The organism is Streptomyces sp. NPDC107528, assembly GCF_055639295.1.
Genome location: NZ_JBVKAV010000005.1, coordinates 180,647 through 206,955, shown reverse-complemented (window position 1 = coordinate 206,955; position 26,309 = coordinate 180,647). Strand labels below are relative to the sequence as shown.

26 protein-coding genes and 1 pseudogene are annotated in these 26,309 nt (G+C 72.0%); 11 read left to right on the top strand and 16 right to left on the bottom strand.

All coding sequences use genetic code 11. The features are described from left to right. The first annotated feature begins 42 nt into the window (after positions 1 to 42). A complete protein-coding gene (locus ACZ7L5_RS17840) occupies positions 43 to 372 on the top strand; it encodes an antibiotic biosynthesis monooxygenase family protein (protein WP_362386395.1) in 330 nt (109 codons plus the stop codon). A gap of 90 nt (positions 373 to 462) precedes the next feature. Continuing rightward, on the top strand, positions 463 to 1,101 hold the full coding sequence (locus tag ACZ7L5_RS17835) for an NUDIX hydrolase (RefSeq protein ID WP_471517612.1): 639 nt from the start codon (positions 463 to 465) through the stop codon (positions 1,099 to 1,101). Here the strand turns inward: ACZ7L5_RS17835 and ACZ7L5_RS17830 are convergent. After that, entirely contained in the window at positions 1,034 to 1,834 is an 801-nt protein-coding gene (locus ACZ7L5_RS17830) for a DUF817 domain-containing protein (RefSeq protein ID WP_471517610.1), read from the bottom strand. The two genes, ACZ7L5_RS17835 and ACZ7L5_RS17830, sit on opposite strands and share 68 nt — an antisense overlap. Between ACZ7L5_RS17830 and ACZ7L5_RS17825 the strand changes: the two genes are divergently transcribed. Both ACZ7L5_RS17825 and ACZ7L5_RS17820 read left to right on the top strand, forming a co-directional pair. Continuing rightward, complete coding sequence (locus ACZ7L5_RS17825) at positions 1,833 to 2,057, top strand: hypothetical protein (RefSeq protein ID WP_471517608.1); 225 nt, start codon at positions 1,833 to 1,835, stop codon at positions 2,055 to 2,057. The genes ACZ7L5_RS17830 and ACZ7L5_RS17825 overlap by 2 nt on opposite strands. 146 nt (positions 2,058 to 2,203) lie before the next feature. Next, entirely contained in the window at positions 2,204 to 3,130 is a 927-nt protein-coding gene (locus ACZ7L5_RS17820) for a GNAT family N-acetyltransferase (protein WP_471517606.1), read from the top strand. Here ACZ7L5_RS17820 and ACZ7L5_RS17815 read toward each other — a convergent pair. Then, positions 3,123 to 3,530, bottom strand: a complete 408-nt coding sequence (locus ACZ7L5_RS17815) for a hypothetical protein (RefSeq protein WP_363036524.1) — start codon at positions 3,528 to 3,530, stop codon at positions 3,123 to 3,125. The genes ACZ7L5_RS17820 and ACZ7L5_RS17815 overlap by 8 nt on opposite strands. Positions 3,531 to 3,587: 57 nt before the next feature. Beyond that, a complete protein-coding gene (locus ACZ7L5_RS17810; protein WP_328877322.1) occupies positions 3,588 to 3,761 on the bottom strand; it encodes a hypothetical protein in 174 nt (57 codons plus the stop codon). Between the two features lie 232 nt (positions 3,762 to 3,993). Here ACZ7L5_RS17810 and ACZ7L5_RS17805 point away from each other — a divergent pair, with 232 nt between their 5' ends. Beyond that, positions 3,994 to 5,808: an ABC transporter ATP-binding protein gene (locus ACZ7L5_RS17805; RefSeq protein WP_471517604.1), complete on the top strand. Its 1,815-nt coding sequence runs from the start codon at positions 3,994 to 3,996 to the stop codon at positions 5,806 to 5,808. A gap of 30 nt (positions 5,809 to 5,838) precedes the next feature. Here ACZ7L5_RS17805 and ACZ7L5_RS17800 read toward each other — a convergent pair. After that, a pseudogene (locus ACZ7L5_RS17800) lies at positions 5,839 to 6,367 on the bottom strand (amidohydrolase family protein); the annotation flags it as partial. Here ACZ7L5_RS17800 and ACZ7L5_RS17795 point away from each other — a divergent pair. Both ACZ7L5_RS17795 and ACZ7L5_RS17790 read left to right on the top strand, forming a co-directional pair. Beyond that, positions 6,344 to 6,505 (top strand): hypothetical protein, encoded by a 162-nt coding sequence (locus ACZ7L5_RS17795; protein ID WP_471517602.1) that lies wholly within the window; start codon positions 6,344 to 6,346, stop codon positions 6,503 to 6,505. The pseudogene ACZ7L5_RS17800 and the gene ACZ7L5_RS17795 sit on opposite strands and share 24 nt — an antisense overlap. A 106-nt stretch (positions 6,506 to 6,611) precedes the next feature. Then, entirely contained in the window at positions 6,612 to 7,166 is a 555-nt protein-coding gene (locus tag ACZ7L5_RS17790) for a MarR family winged helix-turn-helix transcriptional regulator (RefSeq protein WP_471517600.1), read from the top strand. Between the two features lie 37 nt (positions 7,167 to 7,203). Here ACZ7L5_RS17790 and ACZ7L5_RS17785 read toward each other — a convergent pair whose 3' ends face one another. The 11 genes from ACZ7L5_RS17785 to ACZ7L5_RS17735 are packed head-to-tail and all read right to left on the bottom strand — an operon-like array spanning position 7,204 to position 17,298. Further along, positions 7,204 to 8,226 (bottom strand): Rieske 2Fe-2S domain-containing protein, encoded by a 1,023-nt coding sequence (locus tag ACZ7L5_RS17785; RefSeq protein WP_471517598.1) that lies wholly within the window; start codon positions 8,224 to 8,226, stop codon positions 7,204 to 7,206. A 1-nt stretch (position 8,227) separates the two neighbouring features. Continuing rightward, a complete protein-coding gene (locus tag ACZ7L5_RS17780) occupies positions 8,228 to 8,461 on the bottom strand; it encodes a recombinase-like helix-turn-helix domain-containing protein (protein WP_363036327.1) in 234 nt (77 codons plus the stop codon). Positions 8,462 to 8,478: 17 nt separating this feature from the next. Further along, on the bottom strand, positions 8,479 to 9,426 hold the full coding sequence (locus tag ACZ7L5_RS17775; protein WP_471517595.1) for a PDR/VanB family oxidoreductase: 948 nt from the start codon (positions 9,424 to 9,426) through the stop codon (positions 8,479 to 8,481). A gap of 13 nt (positions 9,427 to 9,439) precedes the next feature. Continuing rightward, positions 9,440 to 11,065 carry a thiamine pyrophosphate-binding protein gene (locus ACZ7L5_RS17770; protein WP_471517593.1) on the bottom strand — a complete coding sequence of 542 codons (1,626 nt, stop codon included), beginning with the start codon at positions 11,063 to 11,065 and terminating at the stop codon, positions 9,440 to 9,442. An 11-nt stretch (positions 11,066 to 11,076) separates the two neighbouring features. Continuing rightward, positions 11,077 to 11,868, bottom strand: coding sequence for an SDR family oxidoreductase (locus ACZ7L5_RS17765; protein ID WP_471517591.1), 792 nt, complete (start codon positions 11,866 to 11,868; stop codon positions 11,077 to 11,079). A 26-nt stretch (positions 11,869 to 11,894) separates the two neighbouring features. After that, entirely contained in the window at positions 11,895 to 12,644 is a 750-nt protein-coding gene (locus ACZ7L5_RS17760; protein WP_471517590.1) for an SDR family oxidoreductase, read from the bottom strand. Further along, positions 12,637 to 13,158: a cupin domain-containing protein gene (locus tag ACZ7L5_RS17755; protein ID WP_471517588.1), complete on the bottom strand. Its 522-nt coding sequence runs from the start codon at positions 13,156 to 13,158 to the stop codon at positions 12,637 to 12,639. Before ACZ7L5_RS17755 ends, ACZ7L5_RS17760 begins: the two co-directional genes overlap by 8 nt. A 15-nt stretch (positions 13,159 to 13,173) precedes the next feature. Next, positions 13,174 to 13,974 carry an alpha/beta fold hydrolase gene (locus ACZ7L5_RS17750; protein WP_471517586.1) on the bottom strand — a complete coding sequence of 267 codons (801 nt, stop codon included), beginning with the start codon at positions 13,972 to 13,974 and terminating at the stop codon, positions 13,174 to 13,176. Further along, positions 13,971 to 14,792 (bottom strand): aspartate dehydrogenase domain-containing protein, encoded by an 822-nt coding sequence (locus tag ACZ7L5_RS17745; RefSeq protein WP_471517584.1) that lies wholly within the window; start codon positions 14,790 to 14,792, stop codon positions 13,971 to 13,973. The genes ACZ7L5_RS17750 and ACZ7L5_RS17745 overlap by 4 nt, the downstream gene beginning before the upstream one ends. Beyond that, the gene (locus ACZ7L5_RS17740) at positions 14,789 to 15,787 is read right to left on the bottom strand and encodes a VOC family protein (protein WP_471517583.1); all 999 of its coding nucleotides are present in this window, start codon (positions 15,785 to 15,787) and stop codon (positions 14,789 to 14,791) included. Before ACZ7L5_RS17740 ends, ACZ7L5_RS17745 begins: the two co-directional genes overlap by 4 nt. Before the next feature lie 23 nt (positions 15,788 to 15,810). Further along, positions 15,811 to 17,298, bottom strand: coding sequence for an aldehyde dehydrogenase family protein (locus ACZ7L5_RS17735; protein WP_471517581.1), 1,488 nt, complete (start codon positions 17,296 to 17,298; stop codon positions 15,811 to 15,813). Between the two features lie 321 nt (positions 17,299 to 17,619). On the opposite strand from ACZ7L5_RS17735, the gene ACZ7L5_RS17730 reads away from it, so the two are divergent. The 3 genes from ACZ7L5_RS17730 (at position 17,620) to ACZ7L5_RS17720 (ending at position 21,691) form a co-directional block, all read left to right on the top strand. Further along, a complete protein-coding gene (locus ACZ7L5_RS17730) occupies positions 17,620 to 19,023 on the top strand; it encodes an MFS transporter (RefSeq protein WP_471517580.1) in 1,404 nt (467 codons plus the stop codon). 136 nt (positions 19,024 to 19,159) lie between these two features. Further along, positions 19,160 to 19,855: a class I SAM-dependent DNA methyltransferase gene (locus ACZ7L5_RS17725; protein ID WP_328877338.1), complete on the top strand. Its 696-nt coding sequence runs from the start codon at positions 19,160 to 19,162 to the stop codon at positions 19,853 to 19,855. 42 nt (positions 19,856 to 19,897) lie between these two features. Then, positions 19,898 to 21,691, top strand: coding sequence for a SpoIIE family protein phosphatase (locus ACZ7L5_RS17720; RefSeq protein ID WP_471517578.1), 1,794 nt, complete (start codon positions 19,898 to 19,900; stop codon positions 21,689 to 21,691). Positions 21,692 to 21,696: 5 nt separating this feature from the next. On the opposite strand, the gene ACZ7L5_RS17715 is transcribed toward ACZ7L5_RS17720, so the two are convergent. Next, complete coding sequence (locus ACZ7L5_RS17715; RefSeq protein ID WP_471517576.1) at positions 21,697 to 23,379, bottom strand: hypothetical protein; 1,683 nt, start codon at positions 23,377 to 23,379, stop codon at positions 21,697 to 21,699. 283 nt (positions 23,380 to 23,662) lie between these two features. On the opposite strand from ACZ7L5_RS17715, the gene ACZ7L5_RS17710 reads away from it, so the two are divergent. Further along, entirely contained in the window at positions 23,663 to 26,188 is a 2,526-nt protein-coding gene (locus ACZ7L5_RS17710; protein ID WP_471517575.1) for a SpoIIE family protein phosphatase, read from the top strand. Positions 26,189 to 26,309: the final 121 nt, after the last annotated feature.

Sequence of the window (26,309 nt, the reverse complement as noted above, 5' to 3'; positions counted from 1 at the left end):
CCGCCGCGCCTCTGCCGGCGGCCGTGCGGCAGGATGAGGACCATGAGCGTAGTCAAGATCAACGTACTGACCGTGCCCGCCGAGCAGCGCGAGACGCTGGAGAAGCGCTTCGCCTCCCGTGCCCACGCCGTGGAGAACTCGGACGGGTTCGAGTGGTTCGAGCTCCTCCGGCCGGTCGAGGGCACCGACACCTACCTCGTGTACACGCGCTGGCGCGACGAGGAGTCCTTCCAGGCCTGGATGGAGGGCCCCATGAAGTCGGCCCACCAGGGCGGCGGCCCGGAAGGCGCCGAGCGCCCGAAGCCGGCGGCCAGCGGGTCCACGCTGTGGTCCTTCGAGGTCGTGCAGCAGGCGGGGCCGAAGGGCGAGTGACGACGAGCGGTTGGCGGTAGGCGGCGGGGGCTGTGGCGAAGCCCCCGCCGTGTTCGGCTCCGGTCGCGCGCTCGATGCGAGAATGCAGCGATGGTGTCCTCACCCGGCGTCCCTGCTTCCTCCGACAGTCGCCTTCGGGCCCAGCTGATCGGCCTGGTCAACGGCATCGCCCCCTGGGACGACCTTGAGCGGGCCCACCTGCGCCTGGCCGGTGCGTGGCTCTCCAGCGGCGCACCCGTCCACCGGACGCGCAAGCCCGACGTCCCGGAGACGCACCTTGTGAGCTACTTCGTCGTGCTGGATGCCGAGCGCGGCGAACTGCTGCTGGTCGCGCACCGCAAAGCCGGCCTGTGGCTGCCCCCGGGCGGGCACGTCGAGCCGGGTGAGGGCCCGTGGGCGGCGGTTGAACGCGAGTGCCGGGAGGAGTTGGGTATTCCGGCGGTCGCCTCGGACATCACGGGTGAGCACCCCCTCTTCCTCACCGTCACCCGAACCCGCGGCCAGGGGGAACACGCCGACGTCTCGCTCTGGTACGTCATCACCGCGGACGCCCGAACCCTCACCTCCTACGACGAGGAGGAGTTCACGGCGATCCGATGGCTGACTCCCGAGCGGGTGCTCGCCGAGTCACTCGACTCGATGGACCCCCACCTGCATCGCTTCACTCGCAAACTGATGCAGGCCGCCCGCGCGACCGGGTCACCGCCGCGAGGACGAACGTCACACTGATCAGCAGGGCCCAGGCGCCGAACTTCTCCACTCCCACGGGCTGCCAGCCGTCGAGTTGGTAGGGGTAGCGCCACGCGCCCAGGTAGGTGGCGAGGTTCTCCGCGACCCACAGGAAGAAGCCGATCAGGACGAAGGACAGCGCCAGGGGCATCCTGCGGCGGGTGGTGCGCACCGTGTAGCGGACCGAGGTGCCCGCGGTGACGGCCAGGAGCAGGGCGGCGAGGAGCCAGCGGGCGTCGGGGAGCCAGTGGTGGCTGAAGAAGTTGACGTAGATGGCCGCGGCGACCACGGCCGTCGCCCGCGGGCGGTACCGGACCAGCTCCAGGTCGAACAGGTGCCAGGCGCGGCAGACATAGCTGCCGACCGCGGCGTACAGGAAACCTCCGTACAGCGGGACGCCCGCGAATTTCAGTACGGCGGGCTCCGGGTAGCTCCATGAGCCGAGGGACACCTTCACCAGCTCGAAGGCCAGGCCGATGACGTGGCAGACGGCGATGACGGCGACGTCTCGCCCGTTCTCCCAGCCGCGCAGCCAGAACAGCAGCGTCAGCAGCACGCCGTAGACGACGAGCAGGTCGTAGCGGGCCACGGGAAGGCCGGGCAGCAGGGCGGAGGCGGCCACGCCGGACATCAGGGCGATGGCGAAGGCGCAGGACCGTGTCTGTGTCCAGGCGAAATCGAACAGCTGGCGCAAGGATGCCGTCAGGGTGCCGGCGACGCTTGTGGTGACCATGATCCCGAAGACGAGTTCGTGGCGCTCTCGGTTGCCGCCGGCCCCGACCGTCCGCGGTACGGCGCTCGTCGGCGCCGGTGCGCTGGCTCTGCTCGGGCCGCTCACCGCCGCGAACTCCGTGGGGGCATCCGACGCGGACGCGGGCGGGGCCCGCATCATGGCCGCGCCCTACGCCGTCGTACCGTACGAGACCGTCAACGTCCGCTCGTCGAGGGCTACGTGAGCGCGGTCCACCTCAAGGGCAACGCGTACGGGGACCTGCCCGCATCCGCGTCCTGCTGATCGGCCTCCGGCACGTGGAGAGGAGGGCGGGCGGGCGGGCACCGAAAAGCCGTTGCGGCCGTCCTCCCCTCCCCCGACCCTTGGCCCATGCCCTATGCCCTTCGGCCGGCCGGCCTCACCGACGCGGCCGCCATCACCGAACTGCTCAACGAAGTCGACCGCATCGAGATAGGCAGGCCCGAGACCGACCTGCACACCGTCGAGGCCGACCTGAAGCGGCCCGACGTGGTTCTGGAAAGCGACTCTTGGCTGGCCTTCGACGGCGAACGGCTGGTCGCGTACGGCCTGCTGTGGGCCGAATCGGCCAGTGAGCGCGTCGACGTCGACCACTATGTGCTGCCTGACCACCAGCAGGCCGGCGAACTCATCCTGGACGCGCTTCAGGCCCGTGCCCTGGAGAAGGCCCGCGAGAACGGTGCGGCCAGGGCGGTGGTGCATCTGCACCTCAACACCGAGCCCACGCTCGACACGGAACTGATCGAGCGACGGGGCTGGTGCGTCGTACGGCGCTATCACGTGCTGCAACGGCCCGTTGACGCCGCCGTGGACCTCGTACCGGAACTTCCGAACGGCATACGGCTGCGGGCCTGTGCCGAGGAGGCGGACCGTGCGCGCGTCCACGCGCTGTACCAGTCGAGCTTCGCCGAGCACTTCGACTTCCAGCCGCGCAGCTACGACCAGTGGCTGCACGACGTCGACGCCGAGGGGCTCGACTGGTCGCTGGTGTGGATCGCCGGTACGGAGGACCTGGGGGACGTCGGTTTCCTGCTCGCCCGCGACGACCGTGAGGCGATGGGCTGGATCCGGAGCATCGGCGTGCTGAGTGAGGCACGCGGCTGCGGTCTCGGCGGTCTGCTGCTGCGGCACGCGTTCGCCGCGTTCGCGGCGCGAGGGCGGGACACGGTGGGGCTGGGCGTGGACACCGCCAACCCCACGGGGGCGCCCGCGCTGTACGCCCGGCACGGCATGGCCGTGCACTACGCCGTCGACACCTGGGAGACGGTGCTCAGCTGACCCCGACCTCGACCTGGCCGGAGCCCGCTGCGCGCCGGCTCTCCAGGCGCAGGGCCGCGCCCGTGACCACCGCGCCGATCCCCTCCCACAGGCCCACGCCCAGGAAACCGGCGGGGGCGCGGCCGCTGATCACCGCCAATGTGAAGACCGTGCAGGTCAGCAGGCGGAAGGGGACCGTCCAGCGGAAGAACGCCTTCCAGTCGGAGAGCGCGGCCAGCACGTAGTAGACGCCCATGTTGAGCGCTGCCATGGAGGAAGCGGTCAGGAAGACCAGCGTGTGGTCCCCTTCCGCGCGCCGAGAGCCCGCCTCAGGGGCGAAGCCCATGACGGTGAGCAGGGCGTCCGGGGCGACGAGCCCGACCGCGCCCATGACGGCGGCGAGGACGCCGAACACCGCCATGGTCCAGCCGGACGGGGAGTAGGGCAGGCGTCGCACGCGGTCCTCCATGAGTGACGGTCAGCGGCCTCTCGCGCCCGGCTGGGCGCCGCTTCTACGGGTGTTGTTGTACAGGCGCAGCAGGTGTTTGGCGACCGCGCACGCAGCCGAGTCGGCGTAGCACTGCCGGCAGGTCTGCATGTGGTGTTCGTAGTCGGCACGTGCCTGTTGCAGGGCATCGGTCTGAGACGACATCGAGGTCCTCGGAGTTGACGACGGAAGGAGGGTCGGTGGCGGAGCGGGTGCCGCGGTGACTGCGAGGTCCACCTGAGGACAAAGTTGATCATGTTACTTGTGGTACGGGAAAGTCGTGATTCCCGTGCGACCGCACGCTCCGGCGCGGGTCACCGAACGCCCCCTGTGAGCCCCTCACCGACCGGAAAACGCTTGGACTCCGCGGTCGCCGCCACGGGACACTCGGGACGAAATGGGAACTCCTGAATCGCACAAGGTTCAGCCGGGCAGGCGCTCGGTACTTCTGGCACTTCGTTACTACGGACGGGAGTTGGCCCGGCTTCGGCTGCTGACGGCTCCCGCGATGGCGCTGTCGGCGCTGGGCAACATCGGCATCAACTACGTCGCACCGCTGATCGTGGCCAAGCTCGTCGGTGACATCGCCGACGGCGGGGACGTCACGGTCGGCTCGACGCTTCCGTACGTCCTCGGCTTCGTCAGTGTGCTGCTGCTGGCCGAGGCGCTGTGGCGGGTCGCGCTGCACTGCCTGAACCGGCTGGACGCCCTCGGCATCGAGCATCTGTACGTGATCGGGATGGACGAGCTGTTCGCGAAGGACGCCGCGTTCTTCCACGACAACTTCGCCGGGTCGCTCACCAAGCGCGTGCTGAGCTTCGCCTCGCGTTTCGAGCAGTTCGTCGACACGCTGACGTTCCAGATCGTGGGCAGCTTCGTGCCGCTGGTGTTCGGCGCGGTGGTGCTGTGGCGCTACGAACCGCTGCTCGTCGTCGGGCTGCTGGCGATGATCGCGCTGACGGCGGGGTGTGTGGTGCCCCTCATCCGGCGCCGTCAGGCCCTCGTCGACCAGCGGGAGGAGGCGATCGCCCGGGTGTCGGGGCACGTGGCCGACAGCCTGATGAACATGGACACAGTGCGCGCGTTCGGCGCCGAGGAGCGCGAGGCCGCCGAGCACCGCTCCCGGGTCGCGGTGTCACGCCGGCTCACCCTGCGGGCGTGGGACTACGGCAATCTGCGCATCGACACGCTGGTCGCGCCGATGTCGGTGCTGACCAACGCGCTGGGGCTGCTGCTCGCGGTCACACTGGCCGGGGGCGCGCACGGTGTGGAGGCGATCGTGGTGGCCTTCACCTACTACAACAACGCGACGCGGATCATGTTCGACTTCAATCAGATCTACCGTCGGCTGGAGAGCTCGATGACGGAGGCCGCCCAGTTCACCGAACTGCTGCTGACGCCACCGACCGTGCTCGATCCGCCGTTGCCGGAGCCGCTGCTGCCCGCGCCCGCCGACGTCCGCTTCGAGAAGGTCACCTTCGCCCACGCCGGCGGCCGGCCCCTGTTCGAGGGCCTCGAACTGGCCGTGCCCGCCGGGGCGAAGATCGGCCTCGTGGGCCGCTCCGGCGGCGGCAAGACCACGCTGACCCGGCTGCTGCTGCGCATGACGGACATCGACGGCGGCCGGATCCTGATCGGCGGTCAGGACATCAGCATGCTCCGCCAGGCGGACCTGCGCGGCCTGATGGCCTATGTGCCGCAGGACCCGGCGATGTTCCACCGCACGCTGCGGGAGAACATCGCCTTCGCCCGGCCGGACGCCACCGATGCCGAGATCCGCCACGCGGCGGAGGCCGCACACGTCACGGAATTCGCCGACGCGCTGCCGTACGGCTTCGACACCATGGTGGGCGAGCGCGGCATCAAGCTGTCCGGCGGCCAGCGCCAGCGGGTCGCCCTCGCCCGGGCGATTCTGCGCGACGCGCCGATCCTGCTGCTCGACGAGGCGACCAGCGCCCTGGACTCCGAGAGCGAGATCCTCGTCCAGGAGGCACTGTGGCGGCTCATGGACGGGCGGACCGCGCTCGTGGTGGCGCACCGGCTGAGCACGGTGGCCACCATGGACCGGCTCGTCGTCCTCGACCGTGGACGGATCGTCGAGCAGGGCACCCACGACGAACTGCTCACTGTGGACGGTGCCTACGCGAAGCTGTGGCAGCACCAGTCGGGCGGTTTCCTCGAGGACAGCCCAGCACAGGCGGAGTTGCCCTGACCGGGCCGCGGCCTCTCGTGCCGCGCCCCTTCAGGCGCTCCGGTGCACGATCTGCCCGCCGGTCACGGTGAGCCGGACCGGCGCCTCGGCGACCTCGTCGGCGGGTGCGCCGACCGGGTCGAGGCCCACTGCGGTCAGGTCGGCCCGGAAGCCTTCGGCGATCCGGCCGGCAGAGGCCGCCTCGCCGGCCGCGAGGCCCGCGTGTGTGGTGCAGCCCTCCAGAGCCTGCAGACCAATGAGTCCCGCCCTGGCGGAGGCCGCGCCCCGGGGGTGTCCGTGCGGTGGCCAGGACGGCGCGGGCGTCGTAGTGGGCGATGGGCCAGTCCGAGCCGAGCGCGACGACCGCCCCCGCGTCCCGCAGATCGCGCAGGCGCCAGGCGCGGGAGGCACGTTCGTCGCCGAGCCGCAGGGACCACTCGTCGGACCGGTCGGCCCGGGTGTAGCCGGTGTGCGGGGGCAGCGTGGAGGCGATGACGCCGAGGCGGGCGAACCGGCCCACGGTGTCGTCGGGCACCGACTCGATGTGCTCCACGCGGTGGGCGAGGTGGGAGCCCTCACCCCGGCGGACCTGGGCCCCGGCGTCGTCCTCCTCTACCCGCTCGTTCGCGACCGCCTCACCACCCCGCTGCTGCGCACCCCCGACGACTCGATGCCGTACCTCTTCGACTTGCTGCGCGCCGCCCGGTCAGCCAGGTGAATGACCGGAGGCGTTCGCCGCCCGTTGTTTCAGGGCTAAGATTTCTCCGAGGTTGCGCCGGGCCACGGAGCCCGCGTTTTCCGACAGGATTCCGCGAAGGGACGACATGGCTCAGCGCAGGGCGAAGCGGCCGGATGCCGTGGCGCGGATCGTGGAGGACTGGGCGCGCGAGCGACCGGGACTGGACACCTCGCCGCTGGAGGTGCTCGCCCGGCTGCACCGTGCCTACCTGCAGTACCAGTCGCGGCTCACCGCGCAGATCGAGAAGCATGGCCTGTCGGTCGCCGGGTTCGACGTGCTCACGGCGCTGCGCCGGGCCGGCGCCCCCTACCGGCTCACGGCCGGCCAACTCGCCGCGTCCGGCCTGATCTCGTCGGCGGGCGTGACGCTGCGTCTGGACCGGCTGGAGAACGACGGGCTCCTGGTGCGCGAGCGCGACGCGGTGGACCGGCGCGTGGTCTACTCGCGGCTCACCGACGCCGGGTTGAAGAAGGTGGACGAGGTGTTCACGGAGCATTTGGAGAACGAGCGGCGGATGCTCAGTGGGCTCACCCTCACCGAGCGCCGCCAACTCGCCCGGCTGCTGTCCGGGCTGGAACTCTCGATCGTCGAATCCGACACGGCGGGGGAAGGCGCGGCGGGGGAAGGCGCGGCGGGCTGACGAGCGGGCCGCGCCCTCCCCCGGGCCGTCTCGAGGACTACGACTGCGGCGCCGCCTTGGACTGCTGTGCCGCCTGGCCCTGGTAGAGGCGTCGCAGGCGGACCACGCCGAGGTCGTGCTGGTACAGGTTCTCGTACTGGTCGGCGTCGGCGGGCATGGCCTCCAGCATGACGCGGTCCTGTTCGAGGACCTGCCAGTGGCGTTCCTCGATGAGCGCCTTGTAGAGGAACCGCCAGGTGTCGCGCTGCCAGTCGTCGACCCTGCGGTAGCGCCAGAAGAAGACTCCGGTGCGTTCGGCGTCCACCGGGCAGGCCATGCCTACGATGCCGAACGGGCCGCCCGGTCCCGCCGACGGCGGGTACGGGATGGACAGGTCCACCCAGTCGACGCCGGTCCGGCACAGCTCCACCCAGTCGAAGTTGACGCCCCGCTGGTCGGTCTTCTCGAAGAAGTAGCCCCGCTCGGTCTCCCGGATGCGGAACTTCGCCCGGGTGTCGCCGTCGTACATGGTGTGCGACTCGTGATGCAGGAACGCGCCGTGCATCGGGTCGAGGAGGTTCTCCATCGCGTAGCGCCATGGCACGTCCCACTCGGCGTAGCACAGGAAGGCGGAGACGGCGGGGTCGGTGAGCGGCTCGGGGAGGGTCAGGTCCGCCGGCTCCGGGTGCTCGTCGTCGCCGAAGTAGGCGAGGATCGCACCGCCGACCTCGCGCACCGGCAGGGACGTGACGAGTGTCTTGCCCTCCAGGTTGCAGCCGGGCAGGCCGGGGACGGAGGTGACCGTGCCGGAGCCGTCGACCTCGACACCGTGGTACCAGCACGCCACCCGGTCGCCCAGGTGTTTGCCGAGGGACAGCGGCGCTCCGCGGTGCGGGCAGCGGTCGGCGAGCATCGACAGGGTCCCATCGGCCTTGCGGAACAGCAGCCAGTTCTCGCCGAGGGCGGTGACCTTGCGCAGACCGCCGGGCGCGACGAAGTGGGAGGGGACGACCGGGTGCCACTGGTTGCGCAGGCCGTGGGCGTAGACGTGGTCCGCGGTGTCGGATACGGAAAGTGGCATCTCAGGCTCCCAGGCGGTGCATCTCGGTACGGAAGGTCTCCTCGGTCCAGGGTTCTCCGGACGGGGTGCGGACCTGGCGGGCGTTGAGCCCGCCGACGACGTCGGCCAGTTCGTGGCCGTCGTGGGTGAAGATCTCCTCCAGCGTCCGGGCGAGTTTCAGCTCGTAGGGGGTGGGCTCGTGGTCGCGGGTCTGGTGCGGGGTGAGGTAGGGCCACGTGGTGGCTTCGGTGGTCATCAGGGTCTCCGTACGGTTCACAGGTCGAGGACGAGGCGGTCGGAGGCGCACCGGGAGACGCAGAGCATCATCGTCCTGCCGGTGGCGCGTTCGGTCTCGCTGAGCAGAAAGTCGCGGTGGTCGGGGGTGCCGGCCAGCACGCGGGTCTCGCAGGAGCCGCAGATGCCGTCCCGGCAGGAGGAGTTGACGTTCAGTCCCGCGTTCTCGGCGGCCTCCAGGATGGAGGTGGCGGCGTCGACGGTCAGGGTCACGCCCGAGGTGCGGCACTCGACCTCGAAGGGGGTGTCGTCGCCGGTGCGCTCGACGACGGGGGCGGCGAACCGCTCCACCCTCAACTGCCCTGCGGGGCAAGCCTCTTCGACGGCCTTGAGGAGGGGTTCCGGCCCGCAGCAGTAGACGAGCGCGTCGGCCGGCAGGTCCCGAAGGGCGGCCGCCAGGTCGGGGTGGCCCCGCTCGTCCTGCGGTACGCGGGTCACGTCGCCGGTGAGGGCGGACAGCTCGGCGCCGAAGGCCATCGAGGCGCGCGACCGGCCGCCGTGGACCAGGCGGTACGGGATGCCGTCCCGTTCCGCCTGGCGGGCCATCGCCAGAATCGGAGTGATACCGATGCCACCGGCGAGGAACACGTACGAGGAGGCGGGCTCCAGCGCGAAGTGGTTGCGCGGGCCGGCCGCACGGACGCTCTGCCCGGGGCGGAGCTTGGTGTGCACGTGCCGCGAGCCGCCCCGCGACGAGGGTTCGTTGAGGACACCCAGGCGGTACGTGGTCGGGTCGGCCGGGTCGCCGCAGAGGCTGTACTGGCGGACGAACCCGCCGACGTGCAGGTCCAGATGGGCGCCCGGGGTCCAGGCGGGCAGCGGCTTGCCGTCCGGCCGGGTCAGTTCGACGGAGAGCACGCCGTCCGCCTCCCAGGTCATCCGGCGGACGAGGAGGTCGAGTTCGTGCTCGTCGGCAGTGGTGGTCATGGCGGTGGCCTCCCTACGCGGTGGGGATCTTGACGGGCGGGGTGAACGGGTTCTTCATCGGGCCGAGCGCTGCAAGGTCGACCTCGACGAGGGTCGGGCCGTCGGCGGCGAGGGCCGCCTCAAGGGCCGGTGCGGCGTCCGCCGGGGCGGCGATGCGGGCGTACGGCAGGGCGCAGGCGGCGGCGAGGGGGCCGAAGTCGGGCGTGAACAGGTCCACGCCGGAACGGCGTTCGGCGTACTTGTCCTGCATGTTGCGCAGCACTCCGTACCCGCCGTCGTTGAAGACGATCAGGGTCAGGCGGGGCCGTTCCTGTGCGACGGTGAGGAGTTCACCGAAGTGCACGGCGAGGCCGCCGTCGCCTGCGATCACCACGGTCGGCTCGTCGGGGCGGGCGAGCGCGGCACCGATGCCCATGCCGAGGCCCTGTCCGATGCCGCCGCCGCGCGGGAAGACGTTGGCGCGCGGGTCGTGGATCGGCAGGAGCCGGTTGCCCCAGGAGGACGACGGGATGGTGACGTCACGGGCGACCACGGTGCCGCGCGGCAGGGCGGCGGCGAGGGCGTCGCAGATCGCGGCCTGGGGTCCGATGCCCTCGTGCAGGGCGGCCCGGACCTCCTCGCGGACAGCGGTGACACGGGCCGTCCAGTCGGCGTCCGCGCGCACGGCGGCCCCGGTCAGGGCGGGCAGGACGGTGGCCGCGTCGCCGTGCAGGGCGTGGCGTGCCGGGTAGACCCGGCCGAGTGCGGCCGCGTCCACGTCGATCTGGATGTGGGCGTCGGGGAGCTTGAGGCCGTAGTCGGCGGTCTCGTTGGAGCGGAAGTGGGTGCCGACGGTGACGAGGGCGTCGGCGTCGGCCAGCAGGGCGCGGGCGGCCGGAGTGGTGGCGAAGTTGCCGATCACGAGGGGGTGGTCCTCGGGAACGGACCCACGCCCGGAGTTGGAGGTGAGCAGGCCGGCCCCGGTCGTCTCCAGCAGTGCGAGGAGTTCCGGTCGGGCGCGGCACGCACCGCCGCCGGCCCAGATCAGCGGGCGACGGGAGCCGCTCAACAGCTGCTGAGCTGCGGCGAGTTCGGCGGCATCCGTGGGGGGAGGCGAAGCGCCGGGGACTGTCTCCTCGGCATCATCCTGCGCCGCGTACTGCAGATCGATCGGCCACTCCACGCTGGCGGGGCCGCCGGGCACCGCGAGTGCCGCCGACGCAGCCTCACGCAGGATGTGCCCGGCATCACGGGCGGACGTGACGGTGGCCGCGTACGCCGAGACCGCGCTCAACATGCCGAGCTGGTCCTTGGTCTCGTGGATGAAGCCCCGCCCGCTGCCCAGGTACGCCGACTCGACCTGCCCGGTGACGTGCAGGACGGCCGTCCCGGACGCCAGTGCCTCGATCAGCGAACCGGCGGCGTTGCCCGCCCCCGTGCCGGTCGAGGTGAGGGCGCAGCCGATCGAGCCGCGCGCCCGTCCGTAGCCGTCGGCCGCGTTGACGGCGGTCGCCTCGTGCCGGACCGGTACGAAGCGCAGGTGCCGGTCGACGGCCTCCACGAGGGGCAGGTTGTGTACGGACACGACGCCGAAGACGGTGTCGATGCCGAGGGATTTCAGGTGGGCTACGAGGAGTTCGCCCCCGTTGTCGTACTGCATGGGAAGAGTCCTCACAGGATGCCGCGGCCGACTCCGCCGCAGACGTCGATGCTGGTTCCGGTGATGTACGAGGCGCGCGGGGAGAGCAGCGCGACGATCGCGTAGGCGACCTCCTCGGCGCGCCCGAGGCGTCCGAGTGCGACCCCGCGGTCGGCGGCGAGGCCGGCCTGCCACTCCTCGTACGTCCGGCCGTCGTCGGCGGCGGCGTGGCGGCGGGTCCACTGGCCGGTGTCGATCAGGCCGAGGCAGACGGAGTTGACCCGGATGCCGTCGGCGGCGAGTTCGGCGGACAGGGACTTGGAGAGGTTGAGGATGCCGGCGCGCGCGGCGCTGGTGGTGATCAGGCGGGTCTCGGGCTGCTTGGCGAGGACCGCGTTGACGTTGACGACGGCGGCGGTGTCCGAGGCGCGCAGATAACTCCGGGCGGCGGAGAGGGGGTTCAGTACGCCGGCGAACTTCAGCTCCAGTTCGTCGCGCCAGTCCTCCTCGGTCGTCTCGTCGAGGCGCTTCATGCGGGACTGCCCGGCGTTGTTGACCAGACCGTCGAGGCCCTCGCCGAAGTGCTCGGCGGCCTCCTCCGTGAAGTGCCGTACGGCAGCCGCGTCGCGGACGTCGCACGCTCCCGTGAACAGTCGGTCGGGGCCCGCGCCGAGCCAGGCGGCGGCCTTGGCGAGCCGTTCGGGGTCGCGTCCGCAGGTGGCGACGCGGGCGCCCTCGTCGAGCAGGGCGCGGACCGTGGCCAGGCCGACGCCCGAACTGCCGCCGGTGACCAGGACGGTGCGGCCGGCGAGGCCGAGATCCATGACGTACTCCTTGCAGATGGGGTGGTTCAGTGCATGGTGAAGCCGCCGTTGACGGCGATCGCTTGACCGGTGAGGTACCGGGATTCCTCGGAGAGGAGGAAGGAGACGAGGCCGGTCAGGTCGTCGGGCTGCTGCGGCCGGGAGATCGCGCGGCCCTCGGCGTAGAGCGCGTGACGCTCGGGCGGGACCGTCTCGGTGGCCTCGACCTCGGTGAGGCCGGGGGCGAGGGCGTTGACGGTGATGCCCCGCTCCCCCAGTTCGCGGGCCATCGCCCGGGTGAGGGAGATGACCGCGCCCTTGGAGGCGATGTAGTGGGCGAGGCGCGGAGAGCCGTAAAGGGCCGCGTCCGAGGCGATGTTGACGATCCGGCCGGGCCGGCTCATCAGCGGCAGCAGATGCTTGGCGACGAGCCAGGGCCCGCGGGCGTTGACCGCCATGAGCCGGTCCCAGGTCTCGACGTCGATGTCCTGGAACTCCTTGCCGCCCACGCCGTTGGCGAGCGCCGCGTTGTTCACCAGGCCGTACACCGGGCCGGAGGTCGCCAGCCGGCCGGCGAGCGCGGTGACCGACTCCTGGTCGGCGACGTCGAGCGGCACGAAGTCCGCCGTGCCGCCCCTCTCGCGGATCGACGCCGCCGTGCGCTCGCCCCGGGCGGCGTCGATCTCGGCGACCACGACGCGATACCCGTCGGCCGCCGCCCGGCGGGCCATGGCCTCCCCCAGGCCACGGCCCGCCCCGGTCACGACGACCGTACGCGCGGTGCTCTGCTCAGTCACGGGTGACGCCGTAGAGCGGCGAGTACTCGGGGTAGGTCGGCACCTGCGGCTTCTGCGTGCCGATGATCACGCAGAACAGCGCGTCGGTGTCGCCCTCGTTCTTCAGGGAGCGGGTGACGCCGGCCGGCACCACGATCATGTCGCGGTAGCCGAGGGTGCGGTACTCGACCTCGTCGGGGCCGCGGTGGATGCCGACGCGGACCTGGCCCTCCAGGACGAAGAACGCCTCCTCGACGTCGTGGTGCGTGTGGGCGGGGCCCTCGGCGCCGGGCGGCAGCAGCATGTTGGAGAACGTGAAGCCGCCGGACGGGAGGATCCGGTTGTCGTTGTCGTGGTCGCCGGTGGCGCCGGAGCCGACGTAGCGGATCTGTGCGCGCTTGAACTGCGGGCCGGCCTTCTCCTGGAAGGACAGGGTGCCCCAGTCGGGTTCGCGGGAGTCCTTGGTGGCGATCAGGGCGTCGGTGTACTTGGCGAGGTCGCCGTTGTTGTCGTAGTCGTCGGTGGTCAGCGGCATGGGATTCGGGCCTTCCTAGCGGTGGGTGACGATGTGCAGATGGGAGGCGAGCCAGGCGTTGACGTGCTCGGGCTGCTCCTGGTTGGCCAGGTGACCGGCGTCCTTGACGATCACGTACGCGGTCCTGTCCAGACCGCCGGCCAGGACCTGTGAGGCGTCAGGACCGGTGATCCGGTCCTGGTCGCCGCACAGGACGAGGGTGGGCGCGGTGACTTGGTGCAGTTCGCCGCGCAGGTCGGTGGCCGCCATGGCCTCGGCGGCGTGGCCGTAGCCGGGCAGTCGGACGGCGGCGGCCATGGTGGCGGTGACGCGCCCGACGAGGCCGGCGGGCGCGGCGGCGGACAGCAGGCGCGGGCCCCGGGCGGCGGCGAAGGCGTCAGGGCCGAGCCGGGCGAGCTCGTCTGCCCGGGCCCGCATTGCTGCCGCCTTGTCGGAATCGGTGCCGGAGCCGGGCGTCGAGGCGACGACCGTCACCGACTCGACGAGGTCCGGATGGCGGGTGGCCAGCCGCAGCGCGATCACGCCGCCCCAGGAGACGCCGAGGACGTGGGCGGCACCGCCGCGGGCGCGGATCACGTCTGCGGCCAGGTCGGCGTAGTCGTCCATGGTCAACGGGCCGGTCGGGTCGGCCGACTTGGCGTATCCGGGGGCGTCCCAGGCGACCATCCGGTACGACCCGCTCAGCGCCGCGAACTGCGGGGCGAAGGCAGCCGAGGACGAGCCGATGCCGTGCAGGCACAGGACGAGCGGACCGCTGTCCCCCGCCTCCTCCAGGCGGAGCCCCGCCGGGTCGTACGCGGCAGCAGGAGCCGTCACAGGATCTGTCCCGTCCGGCCGGCGAGGGCGGCCAGCGACCGCAGTACCGCGTAGGGGACGACCTGGCTGGTCGCCGGGTTGGCGGCGTCGGGCAGGTGGCGTACCTCGAAGCGGTAGGTGCCGTGCGCGCCGCTCGCCTCGACCACGTGCGAGGTGTGCGCGGCGTCGGGGTCGGCGACGACGCTCACCCGCACCGCGTCCAGGTCTCCGATCGCGAGGGCCACGGACGCGGCCACGTTCGTCGACTTGGGGAACTTCACGGGTACCTCCCGCGCGGTGCCGGCCATCACCTCGACCGGCCCGGTCGCCGACCGCATCCGGCCCAGCAACTCCTCGTCCATCCACGGCTGTTCGAGGGTGGACGGCAGCTTGGTGGTGGTCAGCCGCACCCCGTCGAGGGGGCCCATGGCGCGTACCGCCTGGAGCAGGTCGAGGCCGCCGACCGCGCCGCCGGTGAAGTACACCCGGCCCGGTCCGGCGTTGAGGAGTTCCTTCGCCAACTGTTCGTCCGTGAGCGCCCCGGTCGAGGCGACGAGCAGGTCCGTGCCGGAGGCGAGGATCGCCGTACCCCATTCCCGGACGACGCCCTGCCCGGCCGCCTCGACGATCAGGTCGCAGGAGTCCAGGGCCTGTTCGAGGGTGCGCTGCGGTGCCGGGACCGAGTCGCCGAGCGGCCGGTTGTCGACGACGCAGACCAGTTCGGCGCCGGGTATCTCGCCGGCGGCGAGGGCCCCGCCGACGACGCGGCCGATGGCGCCCCAGCCGATGAGGCCGACTCGGCGGGAGGTGGCGGCCCGGCTCGGTGCGGTGCTGCTCATGCGGGGACTCCTTCGGCATCGGCTGAGGCATCGGCTGAGGCATCTGCTGCGGCATCTGCTGCGGTGTCGGCTTCCGCGTCGACGGGCGGGACGACAGGACTGCCGTCGGGTGTGCCCGCCATGTGGGCGCGGATCTGCGGGGAGGGCGGGCCTGCCGTGCCCCAGACGTCGGAGAGTTCGGGCGTGCGCCGCCACACCTTGCAGATCCAGGCGTCCTCGACGACCTGGGCGACCTCGGAGGTGTACTCGCAGACGAGGCCGGTCGGGTCGGTGAAGTAGGAGAACGTGTTGTTGCCCGGCCCGTGCCGCCCGGGACCCCACTCGGGGGTGACGCCGTGGTGCCGGAGCCGGCCGAGGCCGCGCATGAAGTGGTCGACCGACCTCATCTCGTACGCCACGTGGTTGAGCGACACCCACGGCGCCTGGTTGAAGGCGATGCAGTGGTGGTCGGCGTTGCAGCGCAGGAACGCCATCTGGTGCTCGGACCAGTCCGAGACGCGCATGCCGAGGACGTCCCGGTAGAAGGCGACCGAGGCGTCGATGTCGGGAGTGTTGAGCACGGCGTGGGTGACGCCGACCGGCACGGCGCCGTCGCGGCCGCGGGCGGTGACGGCCCAGGTCTCGGCGGAGAGTTCGATGAGCCGTCCGTCGATGTCGTGGAACCGCAGGCCGTAGCCGCCCCCGACCTGGTCGAGCGGGCCCGGTCCGCAGACCGGCGTGATGCCGCGCGCTTGGAGGCGCCGTGCGGCTTCGTCGATCTCGGCGGGGGTGGCCACGGCGAACGCGAGCCGGCCGAGGCCGATCCGGTCGGCGCGGGTGAGCTGGAGGGCGTGGTGCTCGTCGCCGGTGCCGCGCAGCCAGCTGGTGCCGGGCTCGGCTTCGACGACCTCCAGTCCCCACACCTCCTCGTAGAAGTCGGTGGCCTGCGTGAACTCCGGGGTGAGCAGCTCGACCGAGCGCAGGGCGCGCAGCCGGGCTATCGGGGGGTGAGTCATGGTGAGGGTCTCCGGGATGCGTTTCAGTTGGCCCAGGGCAGGGGCGTGGATTCCGTGCCCCAGTACAGGGACTTCTGCCGCTGGTAGGAGCGGATGAGGTCGCGGCCCTTCTCGGTACCGAGGCCGCTGTCCTTCGTCCCGCCGAAGGGGGTGGAGATGGAGAACTGCTTGTAGGTGTTGATCCAGACGGTCCCCGCGTCGATGCGCCGGGCGAGCCGCCAGGCGGCGCGGGCGTCGCGGGTCCAGATGCCGCAGGCGAGCCCGTACACGCTGTCGTTGGCCTGCCGCACCAGGTCGTCCTCGTCGTCGTAGGGCAGTGCGACGAGGACGGGGCCGAAGATCTCCTCCTGGCAGGTCCGGGCGGAGTTCGGCAGGCCGTCGATGACGGTCGGCAGGTAGTAGGCGCCGTCGGCGTACGCCTCCCCTTCCGGGACCGCGCCGCCGCACAGGACGCGCCCGCCTTCCTCCCGGGCGAGGTCCACGTACGCGGCGACCGCGTCCCGGTGCCGGTGATGGACGAGCGGGGCGACCTGGGTGTCGGGGTCGGTCCCGGGTCCCACGCGCAGCTTGCGTACGCGCTCGACGAGCTCGGCGACGAAGGAGTCGTACAGGGACCGGTGGACGAAGAGCCGGGAGCCGGCGATGCAGGACTGCCCGCTGGAGGAGAAGACCCCGAACATCACGCCCGCGAGGGCCTGCTCGATGTCGGCGTCCTCGCGGACGATCGTCGGTGACTTGCCGCCGAGTTCCAGCGAGGCGGGGGCGAGCTTGTCGGCGGCGGTCCGGGCGATGGCGCGGCCGGTGGTGGTGCCGCCGGTGAAGCCGATGCGGCGGACCAGCGGGTGGGTGACGATCGCGTCCCCGACGACGCGCCCCTTCCCCGGCAGTACGGACAGCAGCGCGGTCGGCAGTCCCTCCTCGGCGAGCGCCCGGTGGACCAGCCGCCCGAAGGCGAGGGAGACGAGCGGGGTCCACTCGGCGGGCTTCAGCAGCACAGCGTTCCCGCCGGCGAGGGCCGGGGCGACCTTCTGGGCGTCGGAGGCGATCGGCGAGTTCCACGGGTTGATCGCGCCGACCACGCCGATCGGCTCGTGCACGCTCATCGTGACGTACGGCCCTCGGGCGGGGGTGAGCGAGTCCTCTGCGGTCTCCAGGGCGGCGGCCGTGTACCGGAACGTGGCGGCGGCGCTCAGCGCGAGCGCTCGGGTCTCGGTGAGCGTCTTGCCGGTGTCGGCGGTCTGCAGGGCGGACAGGTCGTCGGCGTGCTCCTCGATCAGGTCGCCGATGCGGTGCAGGAGGCGGGCGCGCCGGTGCGGGAGCAGGTCCCGCCACGCGGGCGTCGCCACGGCCTCGGCGGCGGCCTCGGCCGCCTCGTCGACATCGGCGGGCGAGGCGGCGTGGACGGTGGTGATCGGGGTGCCGTCGGCGGGGTTCACGGTGTGGATCGGCGCGCCCGCGCCGCGCCTGGAACACCCCGCGATGAGGATCTCGTCGACTGGTGTGCGCGGCATGGCAGGACCTCCGGATCGGATGTATCGAAGTCCTGAATATCTAAGGGCTTAACTATTTTGGTCGCAAGGGGAACCGGGGAAGTTTTTTGCACCACGTGGGGAAGAACCCTTGACTGGCCGCTTCACAGGCGGGATAAAACTTGAGCGCTGAAAGATTTAGCGCTTAGCCAGATGGCCTGGTGACCCCCGATCTCCGAGCCCCGTCCCCTCTGTCGCCGAGCCGGCGTACGGCTGTGCAGCCGCCGCCGACCGGCCCGAACCGTCCCGTGCGTATCCTGTGCCTTTCCCAGCACCCCGTGCGCGGGTCCGGAGGACCCCTCCATGACGACCGACACTCCCCATGCCACCGCGGGCCGGCCCGCGGACACCGCGGCGCTCGTCGCCGCGATCGGCGCCCGCTTCGAACGCCTGCCGCTGTGCCGGTGGCACGTCACCGTCCGGCTCATCATCGGCGCGGTGACCTTCTTCGAGGCCTTCGACCAGTTGCTCATCGCCTACGCCCTGCCCGAACTGCGCGCCGAGTGGCAGCTGACCACCGGGCAGACCACGTCCCTGATCACGGTCGGCTCCCTGGGCATGCTCGTCGGCGCGCTCCTCTCCGGCCGCCTCGCCGACCGCATCGGCCGGGTGAAGGTGATCGCGGCTTGCATCGCCCTGTCCAGCATCGGCAGCCTGCTGCTCACGCTGTGCGACTCACCGGGGCCGTTCATGGCGCTGCGCTTCGTGCAGGGTCTCGCCATCGGCGGCGAGGTACCTGTCGCGGCCACCTTCATCGCCGAGATCACCCGCGCCCACAAACGGGGCCGCTTCGTCCTGCTGTACGAGCTGGTCTTCCCGGCGGGTCTCACCGCGTGCGCCGTGCTGGCCTGGTGGCTGATGCCGATCCTCGGCTGGCGCTGGATGTTCGGCCTCGCCGCGATCCCCGGCGTGCTGTGCGTGCTGGTCGCCCGCTGTGTGCCCGAATCGCCGCGCTGGCTCGCGGACCACGGCCGGCACGAGGAGGCACTGGCGACGATGGCGTCGATCGAGACGAAGGTCGAGCGGATCACCGGCGAGCCGCTGCCGCAGCCGGCGCCCGCGGCGCCCGTCGCGCACAAGCCCGCCGCCAAGGGGGCCCTGCGCGAGCTGCTCTCCGACCGCTACCGCAAGCGCACCCTGGTCGTCTGCGTCCTGTGGTTCTGCGGCTACTTCGTCAACTACGGCATCTCGTCCTGGCTGCCCACCATCTACGGCTCCCGCTTCCACCTGAGCCTGTCCGACGCGCTGCTGTACTCGACCGTGACGTCCTGCGCGGGCTTCCTCGGCTGCCTCGCCGTCGCCCTGACGGTGGACCGCGTCGGCCGCCGGCACACCGTCACCTGGTGTCTGGGCGGCGCCGCCCTCAGCCTGCTGTTCCTCGGCCTCTTCGCCGGCGGCTCGGCGAGCAGCGTGCTGATCTGGACGTCCCTGTCGGCGGTGTTCTTCTTCGGCGCCAACATCTGCCTGTACCTGTACACCCCCGAACTCTTCCCGACCCGGATGCGGGCCCTCGGCACCAGCCTCGGCGGCGCCGTGAACCGGCTCGGAGTCATCCTCGGCCCGATCGTCGTCGGCGCGGTGTACGCGGGCGGCGCCCTCGGCACCGTCTTCGTGACCCTCGCGGCGGTTGCCCTGGTGGGGGCGGTCACGGCAGGGGTGGCGGCGGAGGAGACGAGCGGGCGGCGGCTGGAGGACGTGGCGCCGTAGGCCGTCGGCACGCCGGGAGACGCCGCGGCACGCCGGGATCCAAAGAGTCCCGGCGTGCTTCGTCGGGATCCGGCAGATCGGACTCATCTATAGGAATCCTCAGAAATAGCCCATAATGCCTGCAAGGAGAACCCTTGTGAGCAACCCCGCCGACAAGCTCGACTACCGGACCCTACGGCTCGACCGCACCGGTCAGGCCGAGGCTTTCGACGCCATCGGCCGGCGCTACGACGAGGCCTTCCCGCACAAGGAAGGGCAGGTCGCAGCCGCCGAGTGGCTCATCGGGTCGCTGCCGCCCGGATCCCGGGTACTTGACCTCGGGTGCGGCACGGGGCTCCCGACCGCACGCCAGCTGGCGGAGGGGGGCCTCGACGTCGTCGGGGTGGACCTGTCGGAGCGGATGGTCGCGCTGGCCCGTGACCATGTGCCCGGCGGCGAGTTCCACCGGGCGGACATCGCCGACCTGCGGCCCGGCGGCTCCCTGGACCTCGGCCGCTTCGACGCACTGACCGCCTTCTTCGCCCTGCTCATGCTGCCGCGCGCCGAGATCCCCCTCGCCCTGCGCACCGTCCGCCACCTGCTGGTTCCGGGGGGACTGTTCGCGCTGTCGATGGTGGAGGCCGACGTGGACGACTTCGCGATCCCGTTCATCGGCAGCAGCATCCGTGTCTCCGGCTATCTGCGGGACGAGCTGCGCGAGGTCGTCGAGGGTGCGGGCTTCGAGATCGTCGGGGAGTCCTCGTACACCTACGCTCCGTCGGTCGCCGACATCCAGCCCGAGGTACAGATCTTCCTGCGGTGCGGACTGGACGGCACGCCTGACAACCTCTGACCCGCCCGCCCCGGCGCAGGCCGCACGGCCGGAAGGACAGGCATGACGAAGCAGCTCGGAGGTGGTGATCCCGCACCGCCGGCCACACAGGCTCCGCCCGGCACTCCCCTCGCCGCGGGACCGGACGACGCCGAGCCGCTCACCGACAGGCTCCGCTACCTCGACGCGGCGACCCGCCGGATCGCCCGGGGCATGAACCTCGACGAGACCCTGCGCGAACTGTGCCGCGCGGCAGTACCGGCATTCACCGACACCGCGTTCGTGCACCTGTACGCCCCGCTGCCGGTCGGCGACGAGGCGGGCGCCGCCCCCGGCGTCCTGCGGCTGCGCAGCGCGGACCGCGCGTCACCTCGGGCCCCGGACGCGCGGGGCTCCGGACCGCCCCCGGCCGGTCCGCACGCCCTCCCGGCGGCAGAGGTCGTGACCCCCGCCGCGGACGGCCTGCTGAGCAAACTGCTCCAGGACGGGCGACCGGTGTTCGGAAACACACCGGGCGTCACCTCCGCGGCCGCCGAACTGCTCGGGGCGACGAGCGCTCCGGCGGTGCCGCCCGGCCGCCGGCTGATCATCGCCCCGCTGCACGGCCGCAGCCACGTCCTCGGCAGCGCCGTCCTCATCCGCGGACCCGGCCGCCCCGAGTTCACCGATGACGACCTGATCGTCGCCTCCCAGCTCGCCACACACACCGCTCTCGGCCTGGAGAAGGCGATGCTGTACGAGCGTGAGGCGGCCATCGCGGACACGTTGCAGCGCACCATGCTCCCGCCGTCGCTGCCGGAACAGCCCGGTGTCCGACTGGCCAGCCGCTATCTGCCGTCCTCGCGGACCGCGCAGGTCGGCGGTGACTGGTACGACGCGATCCCGCTGCCGGGCAACCGGGTCGCCCTGGTCATCGGCGATGTGATGGGCCACTCCATGACCTCGGCCGCGATCATGGGCCAGTTGCGCACCAGCGTGCAGACCCTGGCCGGGCTCGATCTGCCCCCGGACGAGGTACTGCACCACCTCGACGAGCAGGCGGGCCGGCTGGGCAGCGAGCACACGGCGACCTGCCTGTACGCCATGTACGACCCCGTGCAGCAGCGGCTGCTGGTGTCCAGCGCCGGCCATCTGCCACCGGTGCTGCTGCATCCCGACGGGCGAGCGGAGGTTCTCCGGGTCCCGCCCGGGGCACCGATCGGCGTCGGCAGCGGCGGATTCGAGTCCGTCGAGACACACGCACCGGCCGGGGCGACCCTGCTGCTCTACACCGACGGCCTGGTCGAGTCCCGCGACTCGGACGTGCTGACCGGGGTGGAGGCGCTGCGCGCACGGTTGCGGGCGGCCACGTCCGGGCCCGCGCCGCCGACGCTGGAGAAGCTGTGCGACGAGGCGCTCGGCGCGTTGGGGGCGGGTGGCCGGGACGACGACATCGCGCTGCTCGCCGCCCGCTTCGAGGGCATCCTGCCGGAGACCGTCGCCTACTGGTACATGGCGCCCCGCCCGCAGACCGCGGGCCAGGCCCGCCGGCTGACCCGCCGTACGCTGGGGCACTGGGGACTGGAGTCCCTGGTGGAGACGACCGAGCTGATGGTCAGCGAGGTGGTGGCGAACGCCGTGCGCTTCGCGTCCCGGCCGATCACCCTGCGGCTGCTCTGCACGGACGTGCTGCGCTGCGAAGTGGGTGACGACTCCCCGATCGTGCCGAGGATGCGGCACGCCCGGCTGAGCGACGAGGGCGGCAGGGGCCTGTTCCTCGTCGACCAACTGTCACAGAGCTGGGGTGCGACGAGGGTGAGCACGGGCAAGGTGGTCTGGTTCGAGCAGCCCCTGCCCGACACACCTGCGGACGGCTGAACCCGTCAGCCGGCGCAGCAGTCCCCCTCGGTGCCGCCCGCGGTGATCGCGTCGAGCCGGCAGAAGCAGGAGGCCTCGACCGGTACGTCCGCCAGCGCGGCGGCGAGACGCAGCTGCTGGGCCACCATCTGTGCCTCCCCGGTCCTGCCCAGGCGTGTCAGGCACTCGTGCAGGCCGTGCAGGGACCAGACGTTGTTGGGGTGCTGAAGGGCGCGCGGGAGGGTGCCGTCGAGGCCTAGGTCGGCCCGGTAGACCGCCTCCGCTTCCTCGACGCGGCCCTGTTCGAGGAGGAGGGCGCCGTAGGCGTGCCGGGTGGGCTGCATCCAGCCCCACGGTTCGTCGTAGGGGAGGTTGTCGTCCAGTTCGATGGAGCGTTCCAGTGCGGCGAAGGCGGCGTCGTGGTTGCCCTTGCGGTACTCCAGTTCGCCGTCGAGCATCGCGGAGGCGATCGCGAGGATGTCGGCGCAGGTGTTGTTGAAGAGCATGCGGGTCTCGGGGACCCGGCCGACGGCCTCGTGGAAGAGCCGGCGTTCCGTCTCCGCCTCCGGGACGCGGTGGGTCGAGGAGAGGGCGACGCCGCGGGCGTAGTGGAGCATCGCGGTCGTCACGCAGTACAGCCCGGGATCGGCGGGCATCGGCAGGGCGAGGATGTCGTGCCAGCGGCCGAAGCGGATCAGGGCGTGGAACCGCATGCCGAGGAAGGCCTCGAGCCAGTCGGCCATGGGCGGGCTCGGCACGCGCAGCAGGTCTTCGGGGATGGACGCCTCCAGCTCCGCGGCCGTCCTGAGAGCGACTTCCGACTGGCCGAGGAACATCGCGCCGTAGATCTTGAAGTGGTAGTTGTGCGAGCGGTACAGGGTGTAGAAGTTCATCGCGCCGGCCCGGGCGTGGTACTTCTCGTCGACCGCGATCGCCGCCGTGTTGTCCGAGACCACCCGCCGGTAGTCGCCGCAGAGCACCTCCAGGTGCGACGGCATGTGACGCAGGTGCCCGGCGTCGGGCACCAGCCCGCGCAGGCGGTCCGCGGCCGGCAGGGCGGCTTCGGGGGTCGGGGACATCTCCATCAGGTGGATGTACAGGTGGACCAGGCCCGGGTGGTCGCGTCCCGCGTCGGTGGCGAGGGCGCGTTCGAGGACGGCCCTGGCCTCCGCCGTGCGCGCGCCTTCGGCCGGCTCGCCGGTCCTGAGGTCCCACAGCTGCCAGGGGGTGAGGTTCATCAGCGCGTCGGCGGCGAGGGTGGCCACGTCCAGGTCGTCGGGGGCGAGCTCGTAGACCGCGCGCATCCTGTCGGCGTAGGGGGCGTTCCAGACCGAGCAGTCGTCGACGGCCTTCGCCTGGGGGTAGCGGGCGCGCAGTGCGCCGATCAGGGCCTGTTCGACGGGGGTGGCGGCTGCCGCCTTCACGTGGGCCGTCTCCACGGCGGCGTGGGTGCGGTCGACCGTGCGCACCAGGTCCTCGTCGTCGAAGAACTCCCACGGCTTGTTGTAGTTCGGGCCGAGTGCGTAGGCGATGCCCCAGTGGGCCATCGCGCAGTCGGGGTCGGCCTCGGCAGCCGCCTGGAAGCAGGCGACGGCCTCCTCGTGGTGAAAGGCGTACGTCCACAGCAGCCCGCGGTCGAACCAGAGTTGGGCCTGCGTCGAGGACGTGGTCACGGAGCGTGTGTAGGTGCCGAGGTCGTAGTACTCCATGGCTCAGTCTCCTGCCTGTGCGCCCCGCCGGTCCGTTCCCGAGTCTTCCCGAGAGCACCGGGTCTCGCACCGACAACGGGGACAGGCCCTGCCCGGTTGCGGAGGGCTGCCATTTGCGGTGCCGGCGTCGGTCCGCGTCATCCTGGGTACTCGGCGGGGTGCGGTGCCGAGTCCGGTGCCGCGACCGGGTGATTGGTTCGTGCCGCCCAGGTGCGGGCGGGGGGCCTCGTGGCGCATTCTTGCTGTGTCGCGCGCGTGACGGCGTACGGACGAGGTAGGGCCGATGACTGGGAGCGCCGAGGGCGCAGAGCGGGCGCCGGGCAGGCTGGCGGCGCTGCTGATCGATGCCTCGGCGGAGGCGATCAGCGCGACCGGTGGCCACGCCGGTGGGGTCTACCTGCGCTGCGGCACGCCCGGACTGCTGCGTCTGGCGGTGCTGGAAGGGCTGCCCGGGCCGTTGTTCCGGCCGTGGTGGCGAGTGCATGTGGACCGGCCGTTCCCCGTCGCGGACGCCTATCGGCTCGGGGTCGAGGTGGCGCTGCCCAACGCGACGGAGACGATGCGCCGCTATCCCCAGTTCGCGGCGGGTCTGCCGTTCCCGTTCGGGTCCGTGCACGTTCCGGTCGCGGGTGCGTCGACCGTCTTCGGTGTGCTGACCGTGCTGCTGCCGTCGGCGTCGGACGGCACCGAGCTGCTGCCTCTGCGCGAGCGCGTCGCGCAGTTGGCCGAGGAGCTGGGGATGGCGCTGGAGAAGCTGGAGGACCAGGACGCGTCCGCGGTGTCCTGGGAGAGCGGGCCGCTGTGTGTCCGGCCGCCGGCCAGCCGGCCTCCGTCCGGGCACCTCGGGCGGTTCACCTGGGATCCAGTGACGGGCGTCCTGGCGGCGGACGAACGGCTGAACGCCGTACTCGGCATGGCTGCGGCGGAGGCCCACAGCACGGCGGAGGCGTTCGCGGACGCGGTCGCTCCGGGCGACGCGGTGCGGATCCTGGCGGCGCTGCGCGAGGCAGCCGGTGGCCGGCCGCCGGCGCTGCCGCTGTACGTGCGCACCGCGGACGGCGCCCTTCGCCTGGTCGAGGTCTGGGGGCCGTACGACGACTCCGCCCGCCCGCGTGCGACGAGCGTACGGGGCGTGGTCGTCGACCCGGGGCCGGGCACCGTGGCGGACGCGGCGGCCGATCTGCTGCCGGACGGAGTGCTCTGCCTGGACCGGCTCGGGACGGTCGTCTACGCGAACCCGCCCGCGGCGCGGCTGCTGCGCCGGCCGCGCACCGAGCTGCTGGGCCGGGCCCTGTGGGAGGGCGTGCCATGGCTCAACCAGCCCACCCTCGAGGACCATCTGCGCGGCGCGCTGCTGTCCCCGGACCCGGTCCACTTCCACGTCCGAAGACCGTCCGCGCACGGCCGTGAGCGCGCCACCCAGCCGTTGGCCGGCGACTGGCTCGCCCTGTCCGTCTATCCCGGCCCGGACATTCTGACCTGCACGATCCGTCTGGGGCACCGGGTCGCGGACAGCCCGTCCGGTGCCCCGGAGGCGCACGGCACCCCGGCGACGACCGGCGCGCCCTCGCTCGCCCCGCTGTACCGCCCCATCGTGCTCGCCATCGCGCTGACCGAAGCGGTCACCGCGCGGCAGGTGTCGGCGGTGGTGATGCGGGAGCTGCTGCCCGCGTTCGGCGGCCGACGGCTCGCCATCTACCTGCTGCAGGAGCGGCATCTGTACCTGGCCTGGGAGACGGGCTTCCCCAAGGGGTTCCTCGCCCCGTTCGACGGTGTCGGACTGGACGACCGGCTGCCCGGGGTCGAGACGCTGACCAGTGGCCGCCCGCTGTTCTTCGACTCGATGCAGGAGCTCTCCGACGCCTATCCGGGCATCGCGCTGGACGCGACGGAAGGGGCCCGTGCCTTCCTGCCGCTGATCGCCTCCGGGCGACCCGTCGGCTCGTGCATCCTGGGCTTCGACCGGCCGCGCAGCTTCAGCACCGAGGAACGCACGGTGCTCACCGCCATGGCCGGCCTGATCGCCCACGCCATGGAGAAGGCCCAGCGCTACGAGAGCGAGGCCGCCCTCGCCCGTGGGCTGCAGCAGGCGCTGCTCCCCCGGCGGCTGTCGCAGCACCCGCTGATGGAGACCGCCGGACGCTATCTGCCCGGCACCCAGGGCATGGAGGTGGGCGGTGACTGGTACGACGTCGTCGCCGCCGGGGACGGCCTGGCGCTGGTCATCGGTGATGTGCAGGGGCACGGCGTGCAGGCGGCGGCCACCATGGGCCAGCTGCGCAGCGCCGTGCGAGCCTTCGCGCTCGGCGACCGGCCGCCCGACGAGGTCATGAGCGGCACGAACCACCTGCTCATCGACCTCGACGCCGGCCTGTTCGCGAGCTGCTGCTACATCCGGCTCGATCCAAGGACCGGCGTCGCCCAGGCTGCCGTGGCCGGGCACCCGCCGCCGCTGCTGCGCCGCCCGGACGGCCGTACCCATGTGCTCGACCTGCCCGGCGGGATCGTGCTCGGCGTGGATCCGCAGGCCACGTATCCGGTGTCGGAGCTGCGGATGGAGCCGGGTGCCGTCCTCGCGCTGTACACGGACGGGCTGGTCGAGCGGCCCGGGGTGGACATCGACGACGGCATCAGCGGTCTGCGGGTGGCGCTGGCCAAGGCGGGTGCCCCCGGCGCCCGGCCGGGCGGGCGCTCGCTGGCGGGCGTGGCCGACCGGCTCACGGCGACGGCCCGGCACATGGCGGACCGCCCCGACGACATCGCGCTGCTGCTCGCCACTCGGCGCGCCACGCCCCTGCGCCCGAGCTGAGGCCCGCGCCGATGGCGCTGTGGGCAGCCTCGGCGTCGTATCCCTGTTGCGGGGACGGGAGTTGTCCCAATCAGGGCATCACGCCCGTGGCCGAGGTGTGGGAGAGCCGGCAAGTCCTGTC

Bases quoted from the DNA above. Each gene is read 5' to 3' on its own strand.
- ACZ7L5_RS17765 (WP_471517591.1), bottom strand. From the start codon at position 11,868: ATGGATCTCGGCCTCGCCGGCCGCACCGTCCTGGTCACCGGCGGCAGT.
- ACZ7L5_RS17735 (WP_471517581.1), bottom strand. From the start codon at position 17,298: ATGCCGCGCACACCAGTCGACGAGATCCTCATCGCGGGGTGTTCCAGG.
- ACZ7L5_RS17840 (WP_362386395.1), top strand. From the start codon at position 43: ATGAGCGTAGTCAAGATCAACGTACTGACCGTGCCCGCCGAGCAGCGC.
- ACZ7L5_RS17720 (WP_471517578.1), top strand. From the start codon at position 19,898: ATGACGAAGCAGCTCGGAGGTGGTGATCCCGCACCGCCGGCCACACAG.
- ACZ7L5_RS17740 (WP_471517583.1), bottom strand. From the start codon at position 15,787: ATGACTCACCCCCCGATAGCCCGGCTGCGCGCCCTGCGCTCGGTCGAG.
- ACZ7L5_RS17715 (WP_471517576.1), bottom strand. From the start codon at position 23,379: ATGGAGTACTACGACCTCGGCACCTACACACGCTCCGTGACCACGTCC.
- ACZ7L5_RS17825 (WP_471517608.1), top strand. From the start codon at position 1,833: ATGATCCCGAAGACGAGTTCGTGGCGCTCTCGGTTGCCGCCGGCCCCG.
- ACZ7L5_RS17830 (WP_471517610.1), bottom strand. From the start codon at position 1,834: ATGGTCACCACAAGCGTCGCCGGCACCCTGACGGCATCCTTGCGCCAG.
- ACZ7L5_RS17810 (WP_328877322.1), bottom strand. From the start codon at position 3,761: ATGTCGTCTCAGACCGATGCCCTGCAACAGGCACGTGCCGACTACGAA.
- ACZ7L5_RS17820 (WP_471517606.1), top strand. From the start codon at position 2,204: ATGCCCTATGCCCTTCGGCCGGCCGGCCTCACCGACGCGGCCGCCATC.
- ACZ7L5_RS17730 (WP_471517580.1), top strand. From the start codon at position 17,620: ATGACGACCGACACTCCCCATGCCACCGCGGGCCGGCCCGCGGACACC.
- ACZ7L5_RS17780 (WP_363036327.1), bottom strand. From the start codon at position 8,461: ATGACCACCGAAGCCACCACGTGGCCCTACCTCACCCCGCACCAGACC.
- ACZ7L5_RS17815 (WP_363036524.1), bottom strand. From the start codon at position 3,530: ATGGCGGTGTTCGGCGTCCTCGCCGCCGTCATGGGCGCGGTCGGGCTC.
- ACZ7L5_RS17710 (WP_471517575.1), top strand. From the start codon at position 23,663: ATGACTGGGAGCGCCGAGGGCGCAGAGCGGGCGCCGGGCAGGCTGGCG.
- ACZ7L5_RS17785 (WP_471517598.1), bottom strand. From the start codon at position 8,226: ATGCCACTTTCCGTATCCGACACCGCGGACCACGTCTACGCCCACGGC.
- ACZ7L5_RS17805 (WP_471517604.1), top strand. From the start codon at position 3,994: ATGGGAACTCCTGAATCGCACAAGGTTCAGCCGGGCAGGCGCTCGGTA.
- ACZ7L5_RS17745 (WP_471517584.1), bottom strand. From the start codon at position 14,792: ATGAGCAGCACCGCACCGAGCCGGGCCGCCACCTCCCGCCGAGTCGGC.
- ACZ7L5_RS17770 (WP_471517593.1), bottom strand. From the start codon at position 11,065: ATGCAGTACGACAACGGGGGCGAACTCCTCGTAGCCCACCTGAAATCC.
- ACZ7L5_RS17755 (WP_471517588.1), bottom strand. From the start codon at position 13,158: ATGCCGCTGACCACCGACGACTACGACAACAACGGCGACCTCGCCAAG.
- ACZ7L5_RS17775 (WP_471517595.1), bottom strand. From the start codon at position 9,426: ATGACCACCACTGCCGACGAGCACGAACTCGACCTCCTCGTCCGCCGG.
- ACZ7L5_RS17790 (WP_471517600.1), top strand. From the start codon at position 6,612: ATGGCTCAGCGCAGGGCGAAGCGGCCGGATGCCGTGGCGCGGATCGTG.
- ACZ7L5_RS17835 (WP_471517612.1), top strand. From the start codon at position 463: ATGGTGTCCTCACCCGGCGTCCCTGCTTCCTCCGACAGTCGCCTTCGG.